Here is a 17,472-nt window from a genome sequence, read left to right as displayed (position 1 = left end):
TCTTAGTGCTGGCCCGCGGCATTACAAATAGGACGTTGAGCGGCAAAAATGTAGGATTTCTCCCGCGATCATGGCAAGGGGAAAATGGCTCCGTCCGCTACCACGAACACGCGCTCGCCCGCCTCCGGGCAGACGGCATGGCCTCCCGTGAAAGCGCCAAAGGAAGGCAGGATCAAGCGCGACGGGCCCTGCAAAAAACACGGCAGGCGCAAGCCGTCGTGGCCGGAGCGCAAGTGATACACGGGATGGACGTGGCCCGCCAGCACATAAGCCTCGCTGGGCGTCTCCGGATGATGGCAAAACGCAAATGGTCCCAGTCGATACGGCTCATCGACCAGTGTCACTGCCAGCAAGCCCGACGGGTCGCCCGCATGCAGGTCGTGATTGCCGCGCACCAAAGTCAGCAGCAATTGCGGATGGCGGCGGCGCCAGGCCAGCATGGCCGCCACGGTGGCGGATGCATGGGCGGCCCTGGCATGCAAAAAGTCACCCAGAAATACAATCTGGCGGCAAGCAACTTGTTCCAGCAGCGCATCGAGCGCCTGCAGGTTGTGCGTGGTGGTGCCGCGTGGCACGGGCACGCCCAGCGCGCGAAACGATGCGGCCTTGCCAAAATGGATATCGGCCACCACCAGCATCTGCCGGGCCGGCCAATACAGCGCGCGGCCTGCCAGCAAGAGGACCGCTTCTCCAGCCAGGGTGACAGGGCAATGTGCACTCATCAGGCAGCCGCCTTTTCCAGCTCGCGCACCAGGCGCGCGACCCGGTCCGACAGCTTTTCCGTGGTCAGCTTTTCGCGGAAACGCTCGACCATCAAACCAAACGCAAACGGCGACGCGCGCGGCAAACCGTGCAGAGACAGGCGGCAAGCGTGCATCTGCTGCAAGCTGGCACGCAAGCGCGTCAGTTCCAGCTCCTGTTCCAGCACTTCGCGCTGCGCCTGCGTCAGCAGCAAATTAGCAGAGTCATGCTTGCGAAACACTTCAAAAAACAGCGACGACGACGCTTGCAACTGGCGCGCACTTTTCGGCTGGCCCGGATAACCCTGGAACACCAGTCCCGCGATGCGGGCAATTTCACGAAAGCGCCGCTGCGACAATTCCGTCGCATTCAGGCTGGCCAGCACGTCTTCCAGCAAGTTTTCTGTCGCAAACAGGCCGACCTCCGCCCCAGTGTCACCGTGAAACAGGGGCGCCAGATCCAGTTCCCGCGGCCCCAGCAATTCAAGGCCGTAATCGTTGACGGCAATCGAAAAAGTGGCTGGCTGCATACGCGCGATGCGGTACGCCAGCAGGGACGCCAGGCCCAGGTGCACGGAGCGGCCCGCAAACGGATAGATAAAGACATGCCGGCCTTCGCGGCTGGACAAGGTTTCCACCAGCAAATTAGTACGCGTGGGCAAGGCCGACCAGCGCTGCTGTATCGCCAGCAAGGGCGCCAGCGCCGCCATTTCCGGCCCTTGCGCCTGGTCATCGGCAGCCAGCTGCAGCTGGTCCAGCACGGCGTGCGCCAGTTCGGACGACAGCGGCATCTTGCCGCCCTGCCAGCGCGGCACGGCGCCCCGGCTGCCAGTAGCGCGCCGCACATAGGCCGTCATTTCATGCACGCGCACGAATTCCAGGATGCGCCCGCCAAACAAAAAATGATCGCCCTGCTTCAGGCGTGAAATAAACGATTCCTCGATGCTGCCGATCCGGCCACCGCTCATGAATTTCACCTGGATCGAGGCTTCCGAGACAATGGTGCCGATGCTCATGCGGTGGCGCCGCGCCAGGGCCACATCGGGCACGCGGTACACGCCGCGCTCGTCGGGCAGCACGCGCCGGTATTCGGGATACACGGCCAGGCTTTGCCCGCCGCGCGCCACGAAATCGAGTGCCCATTGCCATTCCTGCTGGCGCAGGTGGCGGTATGACCAGGCCGTGCGCACTTCGTCGTAGAGTTCCGCCGAGATAAAGCCGCCACCGAGGGCGATCGTCACCAGATGCTGCACCAGCACATCGAGCGGCTTGTCGGGCACGGGCCGCGCTTCGAGTTGACCGTGGACCAGCGCCTGGCGCGCGCCGGCCGCTTCCAGCAATTCCAGGCTGTTGGTGGGCACCAGGGTCACGCGAGAAATGCGCCCCGGCGCGTGGCCGCTGCGCCCGGCCCGCTGCACCAGCCGCGCGATGCCCTTGGCGCTACCGATCTGCAATACCCGTTCGACAGGCAAAAAATCCACGCCCAGGTCCAGGCTGGAGGTGCATACCACGGCTTTCAGGCGGCCTTCCTTCAAGCCCTGCTCCACCCAGTCGCGCACGGCGCGGTCCAGCGAGCCGTGGTGCAGGGCGATCAAGCCGGCCCAGTCGGGCCGCGCATCGAGCAAATGCTGGTACCACAATTCCGCCTGCGAACGGGTATTGGTAAACACCAGCGAAGTCGCGCTCGATTCAATTTCAGCGATCAGGGGCTGCAGCATCTGTAAACCCAGGTGGCCGCCCCAGGGAAAACGCGTGGGGTGTTCGGGGATCAGGCTATCGATGACGATGCGCTTCTTCACCTTGCCTTCGACCAGCACGCCATCAACCTGCGCGCCCAACAGCACATCCTGTGCCTGCCGCAAATTGCCCAAGGTGGCCGACAAGCCCCACACCATCAAGCCCCCCTGCCACGAACGCAGGCGGGCCAGCGCCAGCTGCACCTGCACGCCGCGCTTGTTGCCCATCAATTCATGCCACTCATCGACGATCACGGTTTCCAGCAAGCTGAAACGTTGATGGGCGTCAAGCTGGCTCAGCATCAGGGACAGGCTTTCCGGCGTGGTGACCAGCACCTCGGGCCAGGACTTCGATTGCCGCGCCCGCTGCGCCGCGCTGGTGTCGCCCGTGCGCGCCTCGATGCGCCAGTCCGGCACCAGGCTGGCGCCCGAGGCTTGCAAGGCGCGCACGGTGTCGGCCGCCAGCGCGCGCATGGGCGTGATCCACACGATGCGCAGCCCCTGCTTGCGCCCCTTGCGCTGTTGCCGCTCGGCACGCAGCAAGGCGCCAAACCAGACCGCATAGGTTTTACCCGACCCGGTACTGGCATGCAGCAGACCCGACCGGCCTTGGCCCGCCGCGCGCCACACCGTGCGCTGGAAGGGAAACACCGTCCAGCCACGCTCCACGAACCACTGTTCGATACGCAGCATCAGCGCACTCTTGCTCATGCCAGCATGCCCTTCAGGGTCGCCAGGGTATCGGCGTCTGCAATGGTCTTGTCTTCGCGCCAACGCAGGATGCGGGGAAAGCGCACGGCAATGCCCGCCTTGTGGCGGCTGGAGGCAGCAATACCCTCGAAGCCGATCTCGAACACCATGCTGGGCCGCACGCTGCGCACGGGGCCGAACTTTTCTATCGTGGTCTTGCGGATCACGGCATCGACCTGGGCGATCTCGGCATCCGTCAAGCCGGAATACGCCTTGGCAAACGGCACCAGCTTGCGCCCGCCTTCTGCCTCGGGGTCGTCATCCCACACCGCAAACGTGTAATCCGTGTACAGCGAAGCGCGCCGGCCATGGCCCGCCTGCGCATAAATCAGCACGGCGTCGATGGTATGCGGGTCGATCTTCCATTTCCACCAGGTCCCCCCATCCTTGGTGCGTCCCACGCCATAGGCGCTGGAGCGCTGCTTGAGCATCAAACCCTCCACGCCACGGGCACGCGATTCTGTGCGGATGGCCGCCAGCGCATCCCAGCCATGGGCGTCGATGCGCGGCGACAGGCGCAGGGTGGGCGCATCGACCTGGGCCACCAGTTGCTCGAGCAAGGCGCGCCGCTCATGCTGCGGCAAGTGGCGCAGATCGACGCCATCGTATTCGAGCACATCGTAGGCGACCAGCACCACCGGCAAGTCAGCCATCAGTTTGCTGGAGACGGTCTTGCGGCCCATGCGTTTTTGCAGCTCGGCAAAGGGCGCAGGCGTCTCCCCGGCCTGCCAGACGAGGATTTCGCCATCGATGACCGTGCCTTCCGGCAAGGGCAAGCGGGCCAGTTCCGGGAAACGTTCCGTCATCAAGTCTTCGCCGCGCGACCATAACCAGGTTTGCCCGTCGCGCCGCAGCAGCTGGGCCCGCATACCGTCGTATTTCCACTCGACCAGCCAGTCGCCCGGTTCGCCCAGGGTGGCAGGGTCGGCTTGCAAGGGATGGGCCAGGAAAAACGGATACGGCTGGCCGCCGCGCAAGGCGTGTTCGCCCGCATGCGGTTCGCTGATCAATTGCAAGAAACCGGCCGCCGTGGGGCTGACCCGGCCATCGGTCCAGCCCATCAGGCGCTGGGCGACCAGCTTGCTGTCGACCGCCGCGATGGCCGCCAGGGCCCGCGTCACCAGCAGTTTCGATACCCCCACGCGAAAGCCGCCGCCGATCAGCTTGGTCAGCAAAAAGCGTTCGCGCGTTTCCAGTTGATTCCAGTAAGCATGCAGCGCCGTGCGGATGGTATCCGGTGCGGCGCCGCGCAAGGGCGCGATGCGCTGTTCTATCCACTCGGCCAGGCCCACCTCGCTGCGCCCGGCAGGCTCAGGCAGGATCAGGGCGATGGTTTCCGCCAGGTCGCCCACAGCGTGGTAACACTCGTCGAACAGCCAGTCGTCCAGCCCGGCAAATTCGGTGGCGTACTGGCGCAGCAATTTGGTCGGCACGGCCTGGCGCGGCTTGCCGCCGGCCAGGAAATACACGGCCCAGGCGGCATTTTCGGGCGCTGCCTGCTGGAAATACGCTTGCAAGGCGGCCAGCTTGCGGCTGGTGGACGTGGTTTCATCGAGTGCGGCATACAGGCGGGCAAAGTCACGCATGGTTGACCTCTTGCTCCGTGGCCGGTTCGGTCTCCTCGTCGCCATATTCCGTCTCGAAACCGCCCGCCAACAAGCCTTGCTGGCGCAGCCAGCGCACCATCACGGCGGTGGCACCATGCGTGACGATCACCCTCTGGGCACCGGTGGCAGCAATCGCCCGCATCAGGCCGGGCCAGTCCGCGTGGTCGGACAGCACAAAGCCCCGGTCCACGCCGCGCCGCCGGCGCGCCCCGCGCAGCAGCATCCAGCCGCTGGCAAACGCGTCGCTATAGTCGCCGAAACGGCGCATCCACGGCGAACCGGCCGCCGAGGGCGGCGCAATCACCATGGCTTGCCGCAAGGCAGCTTTGTCTGTTTCGCTGACCATCACGGTAGGCGGCAAGGCCACGCCGCAATCGCGGTAGACCGTGTTCAGGGCTTGTGCGGCGCCGTGGCACACGATGGGGCCGATACTGCTGTCGAGGCCGCTCAAAATACGCTGCGCCTTGCCGAAGGCGTAGCACAGCATCACGCTGCAGCGCCCCGCTTGCGCATTGCTGCGCCACCAGGCGTTGATGTCGTCGAGAATTTCCTGCTGCGACTGCCAGCGGTAGATCGGCAAGCCAAACGTGGATTCGGTGATGAAGGTATCGCAGCGCACGGCTTCGAACGGTGCGCAGGTGGGGTCCGCTTCCAGCTTGTAGTCGCCCGAGGCTACCCAGACTTGCCCCTGGTATCCGATACGCACTTGCGCCGAACCCAGCACATGGCCGGCAGGATGCAGGGAAATCGTCACGCCATGGTGAGTCAGGCGCTCGCCATATGCCAGGCCCTGGATGGTGACGGCCCCCAGGCGCGCCTGCAGCACAGGCACGCCGGCGGCGGCGCTCAGGTAATGGCGGTGGCCCACGCGGGCATGATCGGCATGCGCATGGGTGATCACGGCGCGCTCGACAGGACGCCACGGGTCGATATAAAACTGCCCCGGCACACAATACAAGCCTTCCTTGCGCACCACCACCAGGTCGTCCATCCATGCCTCCCAGGCCAGTCATGACTGTGATGGGATCAGTGTAGCGGGGGACGGGCGGCTTCTCTGTCCGCCAGCGCACAGAGCTATGCACTAGTGCACCAGTATCGCCCACAGCAGCATCAGCAGGCCGGCCACCGAGACCAGCCAGACGAGCGTGCGCACCACGGGGATGCCGAACGCATACAGCGGCACATAGATCACGCGCGCCGCCAGGTACAGCGCGGCGCCATACAGGGTCAAGCTGCTTTCCTGCGCCGTGACGTGGATGATCAGCACGGCGGCGGCAAACAGGGGCAGGGTTTCAAACAGGTTGGCCTGGGCACGCTGCAGCCGGCCCGTGATCTTGCCCACCGGCGGCCCGGCGCCATCGCGCGCGCTCACGTTGTAGGCGGCGCCCGTTTCCCGCGTGCGGAACAAGGAGGGCAGCATGATCTGTACCAGCGCCAGTACCAGGGTCCAGCCGAGTATCGTCAGTTCGGGTGTCATGCTTGCCTCTCAAGAATGTTTCAGGTGAAAAAGATTCAAATGAAAGACCTGACAAACCAATATGGAATAAACACGCTGTCAGGATTGGTCGAGCGCCGCCTGCAATTCGCTCAGGTCATACGGCTTGCGCAACACGCTGGCGGAAAAGCCCAGTTCATCCATCGATTCCTTGCCGTAGCCGGTAGAAAAAATAATGCGCGTGTTCGGCTTGTCGCGCAACACCATGCGCGCCAGCGCAATGCCCGACATGCCCGGCAGGCTGACATCGGTAAACAGGATATCGAAATCTTGCTCATTAAGCAATTTCCATGCGGATTCGCCATCCGACACGCCACTGACCGTGTGGCCCAGCATGCCCACCAGTTCGCACACCATCAGCTGCGAATCGAGGTTGTCTTCCACCACCAGGATTTTCAAGGACTTGGGGGTTTCGCCCGATGCTTCCAGTGCATGGCCCGTCAAGTCCAGTCCCGGCGTGCCGGCCAGCGCAAACTGGCGCGCGCGCAACTGCTGCTGGCGGTTGGCCAGCACATGGCGCAGCTTGCGCGCCAGCTCTTCGCGCCGGTAAGGTTTGCTGAGCAGTTCCACGCCCGTATCGAGCCGCCCTTCATGCACGATGACATCTTGCGCATAACCGGAGGTAAACAAGACGGCGATATCGGGCTGCAACTCGCGCGCCAGGCGCGCCATCTCGGTGCTGCGCACGGGCCCCGGCATGATCACATCGGTAAACAGCAAGTCGATCGGCACACCGCTTTGCAGCACGGCCAGCGCGCTCTCGCCATCCTCGGCCTTGAGCACGGTATAACCGAGTGCGCTCAGCATGTCGACCACGGTGGCGCGCACGCCCACGTCATCTTCCACCACCAGCACCGTTTCCGTTCCCCCCGTCACCACACCGCTCCACTCCTGCTCTTCTTCGGCTTCCGCCATCAGCGAGCGGGGCAAATAAATCTTGACGCCCGTGCCCAGCCCCGGCTCGCTGTAGATACGGATATGGCCACGGCTCTGTGTCACAAAGCCATAGGCCATCGACAGGCCCAAACCCGTGCCCGCTCCTTCCGGCTTGGTCGTAAAGAACGGTTCAAACGCCCGCTGCAACACGGGGCCGCTCATGCCGCGCCCCGTATCGGTGACGGACAGCATCACATATTGCCCCGCCGGCACATCGACCAGCTTGTGCACATAACGCTCATCAAGCACCACATTGCCCAGCTCGATGCTCAGCTTGCCCGCACCATCCATGGCGTCGCGCGCATTGATGGCCAGGTTGAGGATCACGTTTTCAATCTGGCTGCGGTCGACCAGGGTATTCCACAAGCCACCGCCGCCCACCAGCACGATTTCTATCGCTTCGCCCAAGGCACGCCGCAACAGCGCATCCATGCTGCGCACCACGCGCGACAAGTCCAGCACCACGGGCTTGAGCGGTTGACGGCGGGCAAAGGCCAGCAAGTGCGACGACAGCTTCGCCCCCCGTTCGACGGCAGCAATCGCCGTGTCAAGGCGCTGGCGCATCACACCATCCTGGGGCGACAGCTGTTGCAGCAAATGCAGATTGCCCGAAATAATCTGCAGCACATTATTGAAGTCATGCGCAATACCACCCGTCAACTGGCCCACGGCTTCCATCTTTTGCGCCTGGCGCAAGGCTTCCTCTGCCTTGGTGCGCTCCTGCACTTCCTGTTCGACCCGGTGTTCCAGGGTTTCGTTCAATTCGTGCAGCGCTTTTTCGATACGCCGCCGCTCCGTGATATCGGTCTTGACAGAGATCAAGGCGCGTGGTTGACCCTCTTCATCGACCAGGCGACTGACATTGCTCGACACCCAGACATGCGAACCATCGGGTTTCAGGTAGCGTTTTTCCAGGGTGAATGATTCCCCCGTTTCCACCAGCCGCTGGAACAGGAGATTGTTGCCTGCCAAATCATCCGGGTGCAGGATATCGCGCATGTTTAAGCTCAGCAGTTCTTCGCACGAACGGCCCAGCATGCGGCACAGGGCGCCGTTGACCTTCTGGAAGCGGCCATCGAGGCCCAGTTCCGACAAGCCCACCGACGCCTGGCCGAAAATCGCCGCCATGCGGTCCTGGCTGGCCGTGAGCTCATCCTCGATCTGGCGCCGCTCGGTCACGTCGAACGACACGCCCACGTAGCGGCGCTGTCCCGGATCCTTGCCCTCGATGACTTCGCCCTGGCGCGCTATCCAGCGCAGCGCGCCATCGCTGCGGCGGCGGATGCGGTATTCCACGTAATCGAGCGGGTTGGACGACAGTGCGATCCGGCTGGGGCCGATCTTGGCGTGATCGCGCGCGTCGACCATGCCGACCAGGAACTGCTGCGTGATTTCCTGTTCGTCGGCTATGCCCCACAGGTGGCGGAAGGTGGACGACACTTCCATGCGGCCCGTCTCGGGAAACCATTCAAAGGTGCCGATACCGCCCGCCTGCTGCGCCAGGCGCAAGCGTTCATCGCCTTCCAGGTGGCCGGTGACATCGATGCCTTCGACCAGGATGCCGCTGACCACACCGGCTTCATCCTTGATGGGCTGGTAGATAAAATCGACATACCGCTGCGCCGTGCCGCCATCTTCCTGCTGCAAATCCACCTTGACCTGGCGCCCTTCGTAGGGCACGCCGCTGCGGTAGACTTCATCGAGCAGGTCGATAAAGCCCTGCTGCTTGACCTCGGGCAAGGCCTGCTCGACTGATTTGCCTAGCAATTCACGGCGTCCCACCAGGCGCAGATAATGTTCGTTGGCCAATTCAAATACATGTTGCGGCCCGCGCAGCACGGCCATGAAACTGGGCGCCTGCTGGAACAGGGCGCGCAGCAAGGCGCGCTCCTCGCCCAGCTGGCGGTTGGCCAATTTCAATTGGCGCCCCTCTTCCAGCCGCGCCGTCAGTTCCAGCGCCGTGCACAGCACGCCATCGACCTGGCCCGCATCGCCATGCACGGGCGTATAGAACAGGTCGAAGCAGACATCGGTACGCACGCCGTCGCGCAGCAGGGGCAACACACGTTCGCGATGTACCTGGGTCTCGCCGCGCAAGCCCGCCTCCAGGATGCGCGCATTCCAGTCCCAGATTTCAGGCCAGACGGCGGGCACCGTGCCACCCAGCGCCGCCGGATGGCGCGCCCCCGCGATCTTGGCGTACTCGTCGTTATAAATCATCACATGCTCGGGGCCCCACATCAGCACCATCGCCATCGGTGAATTGAGCACGATATCGACGCTGGTGCGCAAGCTGGCGGGCCAGGCGGCCAATGGCCCCAGGCTGGTGCGCGACCAGTCGAACTGGCGCAGCAGCTCACCCGTGGCGCCGCCTCCGCGCGGCAGATAATCGGCCGCGCCAGACTGCCCCAGGTGGCTCATATTGCGGCTCATGCTGAAGTGTCCACAACGATGTTTGCCACAGTGCCGGCCTGCACGCAGACCTGGCAATGGCGCGGGATGCGCACGGTAAATACGGTGCCCTGGGTTTGCGTTGAACTCACTTGCAAGCTGCCGCCGTGCGCCTTGACGAACATGTTGACGGTGTACAAGCCCAATCCCAGGCCCTGGCCTGCCTTGCGTTTTTCGCCGCCCTGCTGGAATGGTTCAAACAGGGTGGGCAGCAGTTCCGGCGCAATCACGCCACGGTTGCTGACGCGCAGTTCCAGCATGTCGGCGCTGCGGCCATCGAGCGCCAATTGCACCGGCGCATACGCCTCGCCATGCGTGATGGCGTTGCTGAGCAAATTGGAAATGATTTGCGACAGCAAGCCCGCATCGCACTGGCCATGCAATTCACCGACGCTGGCAATTTCCACTGGGGCACTGCGTCCCGGCGTATCGAATTCATCGACGATGGCTTGCGCCAGCGCCAGGTAATCGTGGGTGGCGCTGCGCAACTCCATCGTGCCCGAGCGTATCCGCGCCAGGTCCAGCAACTGGTCGACCATGCGCCCCATGCGCCGGGCGCTGCTCTCGATGCGCTGCGCCGTGACGATCACCTTGGGATGGTCGCTCATCATGGGCAACACCATGGCGCCATTCATGACCACCGACAGCGGCGTGCGCAAATCGTGGCCCAGCACGGCGGTAAACAATTCATTGAGGTGCAGCGCATGCTTGAGTTCGTCGAGCTGGGCGGACAAGGCCCGTTTCTGCTGATACAGCTGCACCAGTACTTGCACCTTGCTTTGCAGCGCCTTGACGTCGATCGGTTTGAACAGGAAATCGACGGCGCCGGCTTCATAACCACGGAAGCTGTAGGACGGTTCGCGCGTGGCCGTCAGGAAGATCAGCGGAATGGTGCGCGTGCGCTCGCTGCCGCGTATCAGTTCGGCCAGCTCAAAACCATCCATCTGCGGCATTTGCACGTCGATCAAGGCCAGCGCCACCTCGTGCGTCAGCAACAATTCCAGGGCCTCGGCGCCAGAGGCAGCTTTCAGGATAACAATACCTGGCTGCGCGAGCACGGCTTCCGCGGCAATCAGGTTTTGCGCTACGTCATCAACGACGAGGATATGGATAGGTGCGGTCACGGCTCAGTCTTCGGTATCGCAGCGATTGCCCGGCTGGGGCTGCGATCGTCCATGTTAGGTTAACTATAAAAATTTTAACTTTATATCACTGTTGCACGGATATCTTACACGCACTGAGCCTTTGCCATCCGGATCGCCGTGCGGACCCTAGCCTCCATCGCCGAGCAAGGCCAGGCTGGCCGCAATCTGCCGCAAGTCCAGCACGCGGTCGGCGCCGGCCCGCTGCAAGGCAGCCGCCGGCATGCTGCGCGCCACGGCATCGGCAGGATCTTGCACCCATGCACTGCCGCCCAGGCTGCGCACGCGCGCCAATCCCGCCGCACCGTCGGCCGACGCGCCCGTCAGGATGATGGCCAGCATGTCGCCACGGTAGGCGTACGCGGCTGATTCAAGCAGCACATCGATGGACGGGCGCGAAAAATTCACGGCGTCATCGAGCGACAGCGAAAAGTATCGTTCAGGCTCAATCTGCAAATGGTAATCGGGACCGGCAAAATACACGGTGCCACCCAGCACTTCTTCCTTGTCCTGCGCTTCCCGCAAGGGCAACAGGCAGCGGTCGGCATACAGTTGCGGCAGGCGGCTGGAACGGCCGGGCGCCAGGTGCAGCACCACCACCACAGCCGCCTGGCAACTGGCCGGCAACGCCCGCAGCACGACCCCGAGCGCTTCGACGCCGCCAGCCGAAGCGCCGATGGCGATCAGGCGCAGTCCCGCTGGCGGCGCGGCAACCATGGTGGAAGGCAAGGTGGAGCGCATGGCGGCGATGCCCCTCAGGCGCGCTGATAGATTTTTTCAGCCGACGCCAACTCGCGGAAGCTGGCCGCATGGCGGCTGAAATGCAGGCTTTCCTTCATGCCCAGGCCCAGGAAACCGCGGTTGACCAGCGCCTCGTGGAACAGGCCCAGGGCGCGGTCTTGCAAGTCCTTGTTAAAGTAAATCATGACATTGCGGCAGGACACCATATGCACCTCGGAAAAGACGCTATCGGTCGCCAGGCTGTGGTCGGCAAACACGAACTGGCGCCGCAAGCGCCGGTCGAAGATGGCGCCCTTGTAGGCGGCCGTGTAATAGTCCGACAAGGAACGCTTGCCGCCCGCCTGCCGGTAATTCTCGCTGAACTGGGCGATACGGTCGATCGCGTAAATACCGGCCTCGGCAGCAGCCAGCGCTTCGACATTGATATCGGTTGCATAGATCATGCTGCGCTCCAGCAAGCCCTCTTCTTCCAGCAAGATCGCCAGCGACCAGACTTCCTCGCCGCTGCTGCAACCGGCCACCCACAGCTTGATCGATGGGTAGGTGTGCAGCACCGGCACCACCTTGTCGCGCAGCATGCGGAAATAGGCGGGATCGCGGAACATTTCACTGACCTGTACCGTAAAAAACTGCAGCATCTGCGCAAACACGGCCGGTTCGTGCAAGATACGGTCCTGCAACTGCGACACCGTCGCGCAGCCAAAGCGTTCCATCGCCTGGCGCATGCGCCGGCGCAGCGACGCCACCGAATAATCGCGGAAATCATGCTGATAACGCAGCAAGATTCCCTCCAGCAACAGTTTCAGTTCTATATCGAAAACATCATCATCTTGCAATTGAAAGTACGCTCCCCAATCTGCTTCCGGCCGCACGCCGGGCGAGCTTCGATGCTAGCAGAAGCGCCCGTTTATTTTTGTACGCTAGCGTACGGAGATGGCCACTTTCTCAAACATCCACGCCCTTCATGCCCTCTTCCGTATAGCGCGCCCCCGCCGCGATGCCCGGTGGAAACGCGGCACCGATCAGCGCCAGCTCGGCCGTGCTGAGCGTCACTTGCAGGGCGCCCAGGTTATCTTGCAGGTAGGCAATGCGCTTGGTGCCGGGGATGGCGAGGATATCGTCACCCTGCGCCAGCAGCCAGGCCAGGGCCAGCTGGGCCGGCGTGCACTGCTTGCTGATCGCCAGTTGCCGCAGCATCTCGACGATGGCCAGGTTGTATGGCAGATTATCGGGCGCGAAACGGGGATTCATCTGGCGGAAGTCGCCCTCGTCGAGACTGGGCTGAGCGCCGATGGCGCCCGTCAGGAAACCGCGCCCCAGGGGACTGTAGGCCACAAAACTGGCGCCCACCTGGCGGCAGGCGGCCAGCACGCCCTGCTCCGGTTCACGCGACCACAGCGAATACTCGCTTTGCACGGCCGCCACCGGGTGGATGGCGGCAGCGCGCAGCAAGGTAGCGGCGCTCACTTCGCACAGGCCCACGGCGCGAATTTTGCCTTCCTGCACCAGTTGCGCCAGTGCTCCCATCGACTCTTCCAGCGGCGTGTCCAGGTTCACGCGGTGCAAGTAATATAAATCGATGGTCTCCACGCCCAGCCGGATCAACGATGCTTCACATGCCTGGCGGATATAGGCGGGGGAATTGTCGATGCGGCGCGCATAGGCGCCCGGTTCGCGCGCCAGGCCACACTTGCTGGCGATCAAAGCTTGTCCTGGCCGCTCACGCAGGAAGCGCCCCAGCAATTGTTCATTGTGGCCAAAACCATAGGCGTCGGCCGTGTCGAACAGGGTCACGCCGGCGTCCAGTGCGGCGCGGAGTGTCGCCAGCGATTGTTGCTCGTCGGTAGCGCCGTAAAACTCCGACATGCCCATGCAGCCCAGGCCCAGCGCCGAACTGCGCAAGCCGCTCTTGCCGATAGTGCGTTGTTGCATATGATTCCCCTTGCTTGTTAAAGGGGGCAGTCTAGGCAACACCGGCAAACCACGGAATGACCGTTTTCGTGATACCTTTCAGGTATGAGGACACTCGATACCCATGCACTGAGCCTGTTTTGCGCCGTGGCACGCTGCCTGAATTTCCGCCAGGCGGCGGAGCAATTGCACATGACGCAGCCGCCGCTGTCGCGCGCCATCAAGACGCTGGAAGAACGGCTGGGCAAGCTACTGTTCGAGCGCGATACGCAAGGCGTGGCCCTGACCGATGCCGGACGTACTTTATTGCCGCAGGCACTGCATATCTTGCAATTACTGGAGCAGGCAGAACAATCCCTGCAGCACGGCACGACTCCCGCGCGCTTGCGCCTGGGGCTAACCAGCTCGGTGGAGGCGGGGTTGTTCCGGCCCCTGCTGGCGGCGTTGGCGTCATCCCTGCCAACGTGCCGGCTGGAATTGACGGCGGCGCCGTCGCCGCGCCTGGTCGCCGGCGTGCGCAAGGGCCAGCTCGATGCCGCCCTGGTCGCCTTGCCCAGCGCCACGTTCGAACTGGCCGTCTTGCCGCTGGCCAGCGATCCCATGATGCTGGCCCTGCCGGCCGGCCATATGTTGGCGAGCAAGCGCAAGGTGGCGCTGGCCGAGATTGCACACGAACCGGTCTATTGGTTTGAGCGGTCGCGCCAGCCTGCATTTTTCGACCATTGCCAGCAAGTGTTTGAACGCCATGGTTTTGCGCCCGCCTTTGTGCGCGAGCCGCTGGACCACCATGTCTTGCTCAGCGAAGTGGCTGCGGGCAAGGGCATGGCGCTGCTGCCCGATTCTTTCCGCGCCTTGCGCCTGGATGGCGTGGTGTACCGGCAACTGGCGCAAGGCAGAGAACTGGCGACGGGCATCGGCCTGGCCTGGTCCGCCGACAGCAAGCATCCGGCCCTGCCGCTGCTGCGTCAACTTGCGCCGCAGCATCTTTAGCCTGGCCGTGCAGAGCCTCGCCAGACGCGCTACCATACTGCCTTCCTATTTCCACTTGGCCAACACCATGACGTTTACCATCAGCGACGCCGCTTACGGCACCGATACCCCCGCCGCCAAAGAAGCCATGTATGCAGACTTGCGTTCGCAACTGCAAGGCTTGCTCGCGGGCGAAAGCGATTTCATCGCCAATACCGCCAACTTCAGCTCGCTGGTGTTCAACACCATGCCCGGCTTGAACTGGGCCGGCTTTTACTTTTTGAAAGACGATGAGCTGGTCTTGGGCCCCTTCCAGGGCAAGCCTGCCTGCATCCGCATCAAGAAAGGCCGTGGCGTGTGTGGCACGACCGTGGTGGAAGGCAAGTCGATCGTGGTGCAAGACGTGCACGCGTTTCCTGGCCACATCGCCTGCGACGTCAATTCGCGCTCGGAACTGGTGGTGCCCGTGTTTTCCAACGGCCAGATCATCGGCGTGTTCGACCTGGACAGCCCCTTGACCAGCCGCTTCGACGATGTCGATGCAGCAGGCGTGGAATCGCTGGTCAAGGTGCTGGAAGCAGCGATCGTCGCCTGAAGTTCAAGCTGACTTCACCGCAATAAACTCGCCCTTGCCCACCGGCACCAGGCAACTGGTGTAGCGCGCATCGCCGCGTATGCCGTCGATAAAATCGGCCATCTCCGCGTAATGCGAGGTGGCGTTATCGACCACCAGCACGCCGCCATCTGCCAGCGCCCGGTCCAGCTGCGGCCACCAGGCGCCGTACTGGCTGCGGGCCGAGTCGAGGAAAATAAAATCGTGGGCGCCATCCCGGCTGTCCTGCAGCACCTGGCCGGCGTCGGCCAGTCGCTGTTCGATCACATCCTGCAAGCACGCCCGCGCAAAGTTGGCTTGCGCCATGTCAAACTTGTCTTGCGCCCTTTCCACCGTCACCACCGCGCCTTGCAACGCCTGCACGGCGCGCGCCAGCCACAACGTGGAATACCCATTCGACGTGCCGATTTCCAGGATGCGCCGGGCGCTGCGCGCCTGCACCAGCACGGCCAGCAATTCGCCTGTATCGCGCGTGATATTGAGCATGCGCTGCCCCCGTTCCGTGTGGAGCGCATCGTTGGCGATGCCGAATGCTTCGAGTTCAGCGAGCAAGATTTCCACTGCGTCTTTTTGAATAGTCATGCCATCTCCTTGTTGATTGGCCAGCATACTACTCCAGCTCAGGCGGCGCGGCGCAAGGGCCGTTTCAAGGACTGCACCATCAACACGCCCAGCAGGGTCACGCTGCCGCCGATCACATCGTAGCTATGCAAGGTTTCACCGAGGAACAGCAAGGCGATCAGGACGGTAAATACGGGCAGCAGATTCATCAGGGTGGTGGCGCGGCTGGGCCCCAGCTTGCCCAGGCCATGCATCCACAGCCAGGGCGCAATCACGGATGCGGGGATGCCGGCAAACAGCACCAGCGGCAAGCCGGCGCTGGTCACAGGCGGCGCGGAATGGCTCAGGTAATAGAGGAACAATACGGGTACGGCGCACCAGACCTGGACCAGCAGGGAATGCCAGTTATTAAGTTGAATCTTCCAGCGCTTCATCAGCACGCCATACGCGGCGTACGACAGGCAGCCCAGCAGCATCAAGCCATCGCCGACACCCATGCCATGCTCCAGCAGCGCGGCCGGGTCGCCATGGCTGAGCAGATAACCGAGGCCCAGCAAGGACACCAGGCTGCCGAACACGCCACCGACAGTGGCCGTCTCGCCCAGCAGCAATACCGACAAAATCACCGCCAGCAGCGGCATCAATGAAGCCAGGATGCCCATATTGGTGGCCGTGGTGGTTTGCGCCGCCGTGTAGGCCAGGCATTGGTACATCACCATGCCCAGCATGCCCAGCACAAACAGCTTGCCCACATGGGGTGCGATTGCGGCCCGCTGCCGCCAGGCAGCGCGGCCGAACACCAGCGCCAGCAGCACGCCAGCGAGCAGCCAGCGAAAAAACGAGATGGCAGCCGGATCGATGACGCCCACGGCCAGCTTGCTGACGATGGTGTTGATGGCCCAGATCAGCACGGCGATCACGGGTAATAAATAGTGCATGAGGATTCCTTTAGTCGAACAGCGATTGTCCCATAGTCTGATTTGATGGATATAATGCGTATCAGACAAATGATTCTTTAATCTGGACAATATGGCGACCAATCAGCATTTCCCGGAAGTGTCCGACGTCCTGCCCTATCCCGTGTATTTCCGGCTCAGCGATTACCAGGCCCACCAGCAATTCGAGTACCAGACCCATCCCTGGGGCCAGCTCACGTATTGTTCGACAGGCGTGATGGAAATCATGGTCGATGGCCAGCGCTACCTGGCGCCGCCCCAATATGCCGTGTGGATACCACCGGAAACCTTGCATGACGGCTATATCCGCCAGGACGTGATCTTTCATTCGGCCTATATCGACGCCAGCCTGTGCGCGCAGTTGCCAAGCAAGCCGTGCGCGCTGGTGCTAAGTCCCCTGCTCAAGGCCATCCTGGCTGACTTTGCAGAACGGAAAGTGACCACGCCAGTTTCAACCGCCGACCAGCGCCTTGCGCAAGTCGTCATCGACCAGTTGCAACTGGCGCCCTGCAGCCGCAATTATCTGCCCGGCAGCGACGATCCGATTACCAAGGCCCTGCTCGATGGCTTGCAGGCCGATCCTGGCAGTAACCGCTCACTGGCAGACTGGGCGGCGCAATTGCATGTCACGGAGCGCACCCTGGCCCGCCGTTGCCAGCGCGAACTGGGCATGTCCTTCGGCGAATGGCGCCAGCGCCAGCGCTTCCTGGCTGCCCTGCCTCTGCTGGAGCGGGGCGACACGGTGCAGGCCATTGCACTGGAACTGGGCTATAGCACGGCGTCCGCCTTTATCGCCATGTTTCGCCGGCAAAGCGGCGGCACGCCAGACCAGTTCCGCCGCCAGCCGCGCTGAAAGGAAACAGG

Annotated in this window: 15 protein-coding genes; 3 read left to right on the top strand and 12 right to left on the bottom strand. The window is 63.0% G+C overall.

The window, feature by feature from the left end:
- Window positions 1–68: 68 nt before the first annotated feature.
- The 10 genes from pdeM to ACL9RI_RS24695 all read right to left on the bottom strand — a co-directional run bounded on the left by pdeM (window position 69) and on the right by ACL9RI_RS24695 (window position 13,530).
- On the bottom strand, window positions 69–722 hold the full coding sequence (pdeM, locus tag ACL9RI_RS24740) for a ligase-associated DNA damage response endonuclease PdeM (RefSeq protein ID WP_422729133.1): 654 nt from the start codon (window positions 720–722) through the stop codon (window positions 69–71).
- Entirely contained in the window at window positions 722–3,187 is a 2,466-nt protein-coding gene (locus ACL9RI_RS24735) for a ligase-associated DNA damage response DEXH box helicase (RefSeq protein WP_422729132.1), read from the bottom strand. The genes pdeM and ACL9RI_RS24735 overlap by 1 nt, the downstream gene beginning before the upstream one ends.
- Window positions 3,184–4,812 (bottom strand): ATP-dependent DNA ligase, encoded by a 1,629-nt coding sequence (locus ACL9RI_RS24730; protein ID WP_422729131.1) that lies wholly within the window; start codon window positions 4,810–4,812, stop codon window positions 3,184–3,186. The genes ACL9RI_RS24735 and ACL9RI_RS24730 overlap by 4 nt, the downstream gene beginning before the upstream one ends.
- Window positions 4,805–5,824, bottom strand: a complete 1,020-nt coding sequence (locus tag ACL9RI_RS24725; protein WP_422729130.1) for a ligase-associated DNA damage response exonuclease — start codon at window positions 5,822–5,824, stop codon at window positions 4,805–4,807. Before ACL9RI_RS24725 ends, ACL9RI_RS24730 begins: the two co-directional genes overlap by 8 nt.
- Before the next feature lie 90 nt (window positions 5,825–5,914).
- Window positions 5,915–6,310, bottom strand: a complete 396-nt coding sequence (locus tag ACL9RI_RS24720) for an MAPEG family protein (RefSeq protein WP_422729129.1) — start codon at window positions 6,308–6,310, stop codon at window positions 5,915–5,917.
- Between the two features lie 78 nt (window positions 6,311–6,388).
- Complete coding sequence (locus ACL9RI_RS24715; RefSeq protein ID WP_422729128.1) at window positions 6,389–9,697, bottom strand: PAS domain S-box protein; 3,309 nt, start codon at window positions 9,695–9,697, stop codon at window positions 6,389–6,391.
- On the bottom strand, window positions 9,694–10,839 hold the full coding sequence (locus tag ACL9RI_RS24710; protein ID WP_422729127.1) for a hybrid sensor histidine kinase/response regulator: 1,146 nt from the start codon (window positions 10,837–10,839) through the stop codon (window positions 9,694–9,696). Before ACL9RI_RS24710 ends, ACL9RI_RS24715 begins: the two co-directional genes overlap by 4 nt.
- A gap of 147 nt (window positions 10,840–10,986) precedes the next feature.
- Window positions 10,987–11,598, bottom strand: a complete 612-nt coding sequence (locus ACL9RI_RS24705) for a chemotaxis protein CheB (RefSeq protein WP_422729126.1) — start codon at window positions 11,596–11,598, stop codon at window positions 10,987–10,989.
- Window positions 11,599–11,612: 14 nt separating this feature from the next.
- Window positions 11,613–12,434 (bottom strand): CheR family methyltransferase, encoded by an 822-nt coding sequence (locus tag ACL9RI_RS24700; RefSeq protein ID WP_422729125.1) that lies wholly within the window; start codon window positions 12,432–12,434, stop codon window positions 11,613–11,615.
- A 109-nt stretch (window positions 12,435–12,543) separates the two neighbouring features.
- Window positions 12,544–13,530, bottom strand: a complete 987-nt coding sequence (locus ACL9RI_RS24695; RefSeq protein WP_422729124.1) for an aldo/keto reductase — start codon at window positions 13,528–13,530, stop codon at window positions 12,544–12,546.
- An 84-nt stretch (window positions 13,531–13,614) separates the two neighbouring features.
- Here ACL9RI_RS24695 and ACL9RI_RS24690 point away from each other — a divergent pair, with 84 nt between their 5' ends.
- On the top strand, window positions 13,615–14,499 hold the full coding sequence (locus ACL9RI_RS24690; RefSeq protein WP_422729123.1) for a LysR family transcriptional regulator: 885 nt from the start codon (window positions 13,615–13,617) through the stop codon (window positions 14,497–14,499).
- Window positions 14,500–14,566: 67 nt separating this feature from the next.
- Window positions 14,567–15,073 (top strand): GAF domain-containing protein, encoded by a 507-nt coding sequence (locus tag ACL9RI_RS24685; protein WP_422729122.1) that lies wholly within the window; start codon window positions 14,567–14,569, stop codon window positions 15,071–15,073.
- A gap of 3 nt (window positions 15,074–15,076) precedes the next feature.
- Here the strand turns inward: ACL9RI_RS24685 and ACL9RI_RS24680 are convergent, their stop codons facing one another.
- Window positions 15,077–15,673 carry an O-methyltransferase gene (locus ACL9RI_RS24680; protein WP_422729121.1) on the bottom strand — a complete coding sequence of 199 codons (597 nt, stop codon included), beginning with the start codon at window positions 15,671–15,673 and terminating at the stop codon, window positions 15,077–15,079.
- 38 nt (window positions 15,674–15,711) lie between these two features.
- Window positions 15,712–16,590 (bottom strand): DMT family transporter, encoded by an 879-nt coding sequence (locus ACL9RI_RS24675; protein ID WP_422729120.1) that lies wholly within the window; start codon window positions 16,588–16,590, stop codon window positions 15,712–15,714.
- Between the two features lie 91 nt (window positions 16,591–16,681).
- On the opposite strand from ACL9RI_RS24675, the gene ACL9RI_RS24670 reads away from it, so the two are divergent.
- A complete protein-coding gene (locus tag ACL9RI_RS24670) occupies window positions 16,682–17,461 on the top strand; it encodes an AraC family transcriptional regulator (protein WP_422729119.1) in 780 nt (259 codons plus the stop codon).
- Window positions 17,462–17,472 lie beyond the last annotated feature (11 nt).

This window comes from Janthinobacterium sp. Mn2066 (assembly GCF_049319705.1).
In the GTDB taxonomy this organism is placed as follows: Bacteria; Pseudomonadota; Gammaproteobacteria; order Burkholderiales; family Burkholderiaceae_D; genus Janthinobacterium.
The sequence above is the reverse complement of the archived record's forward strand: the minus strand, read 5'-3'. Positions and strand labels throughout refer to the sequence as shown.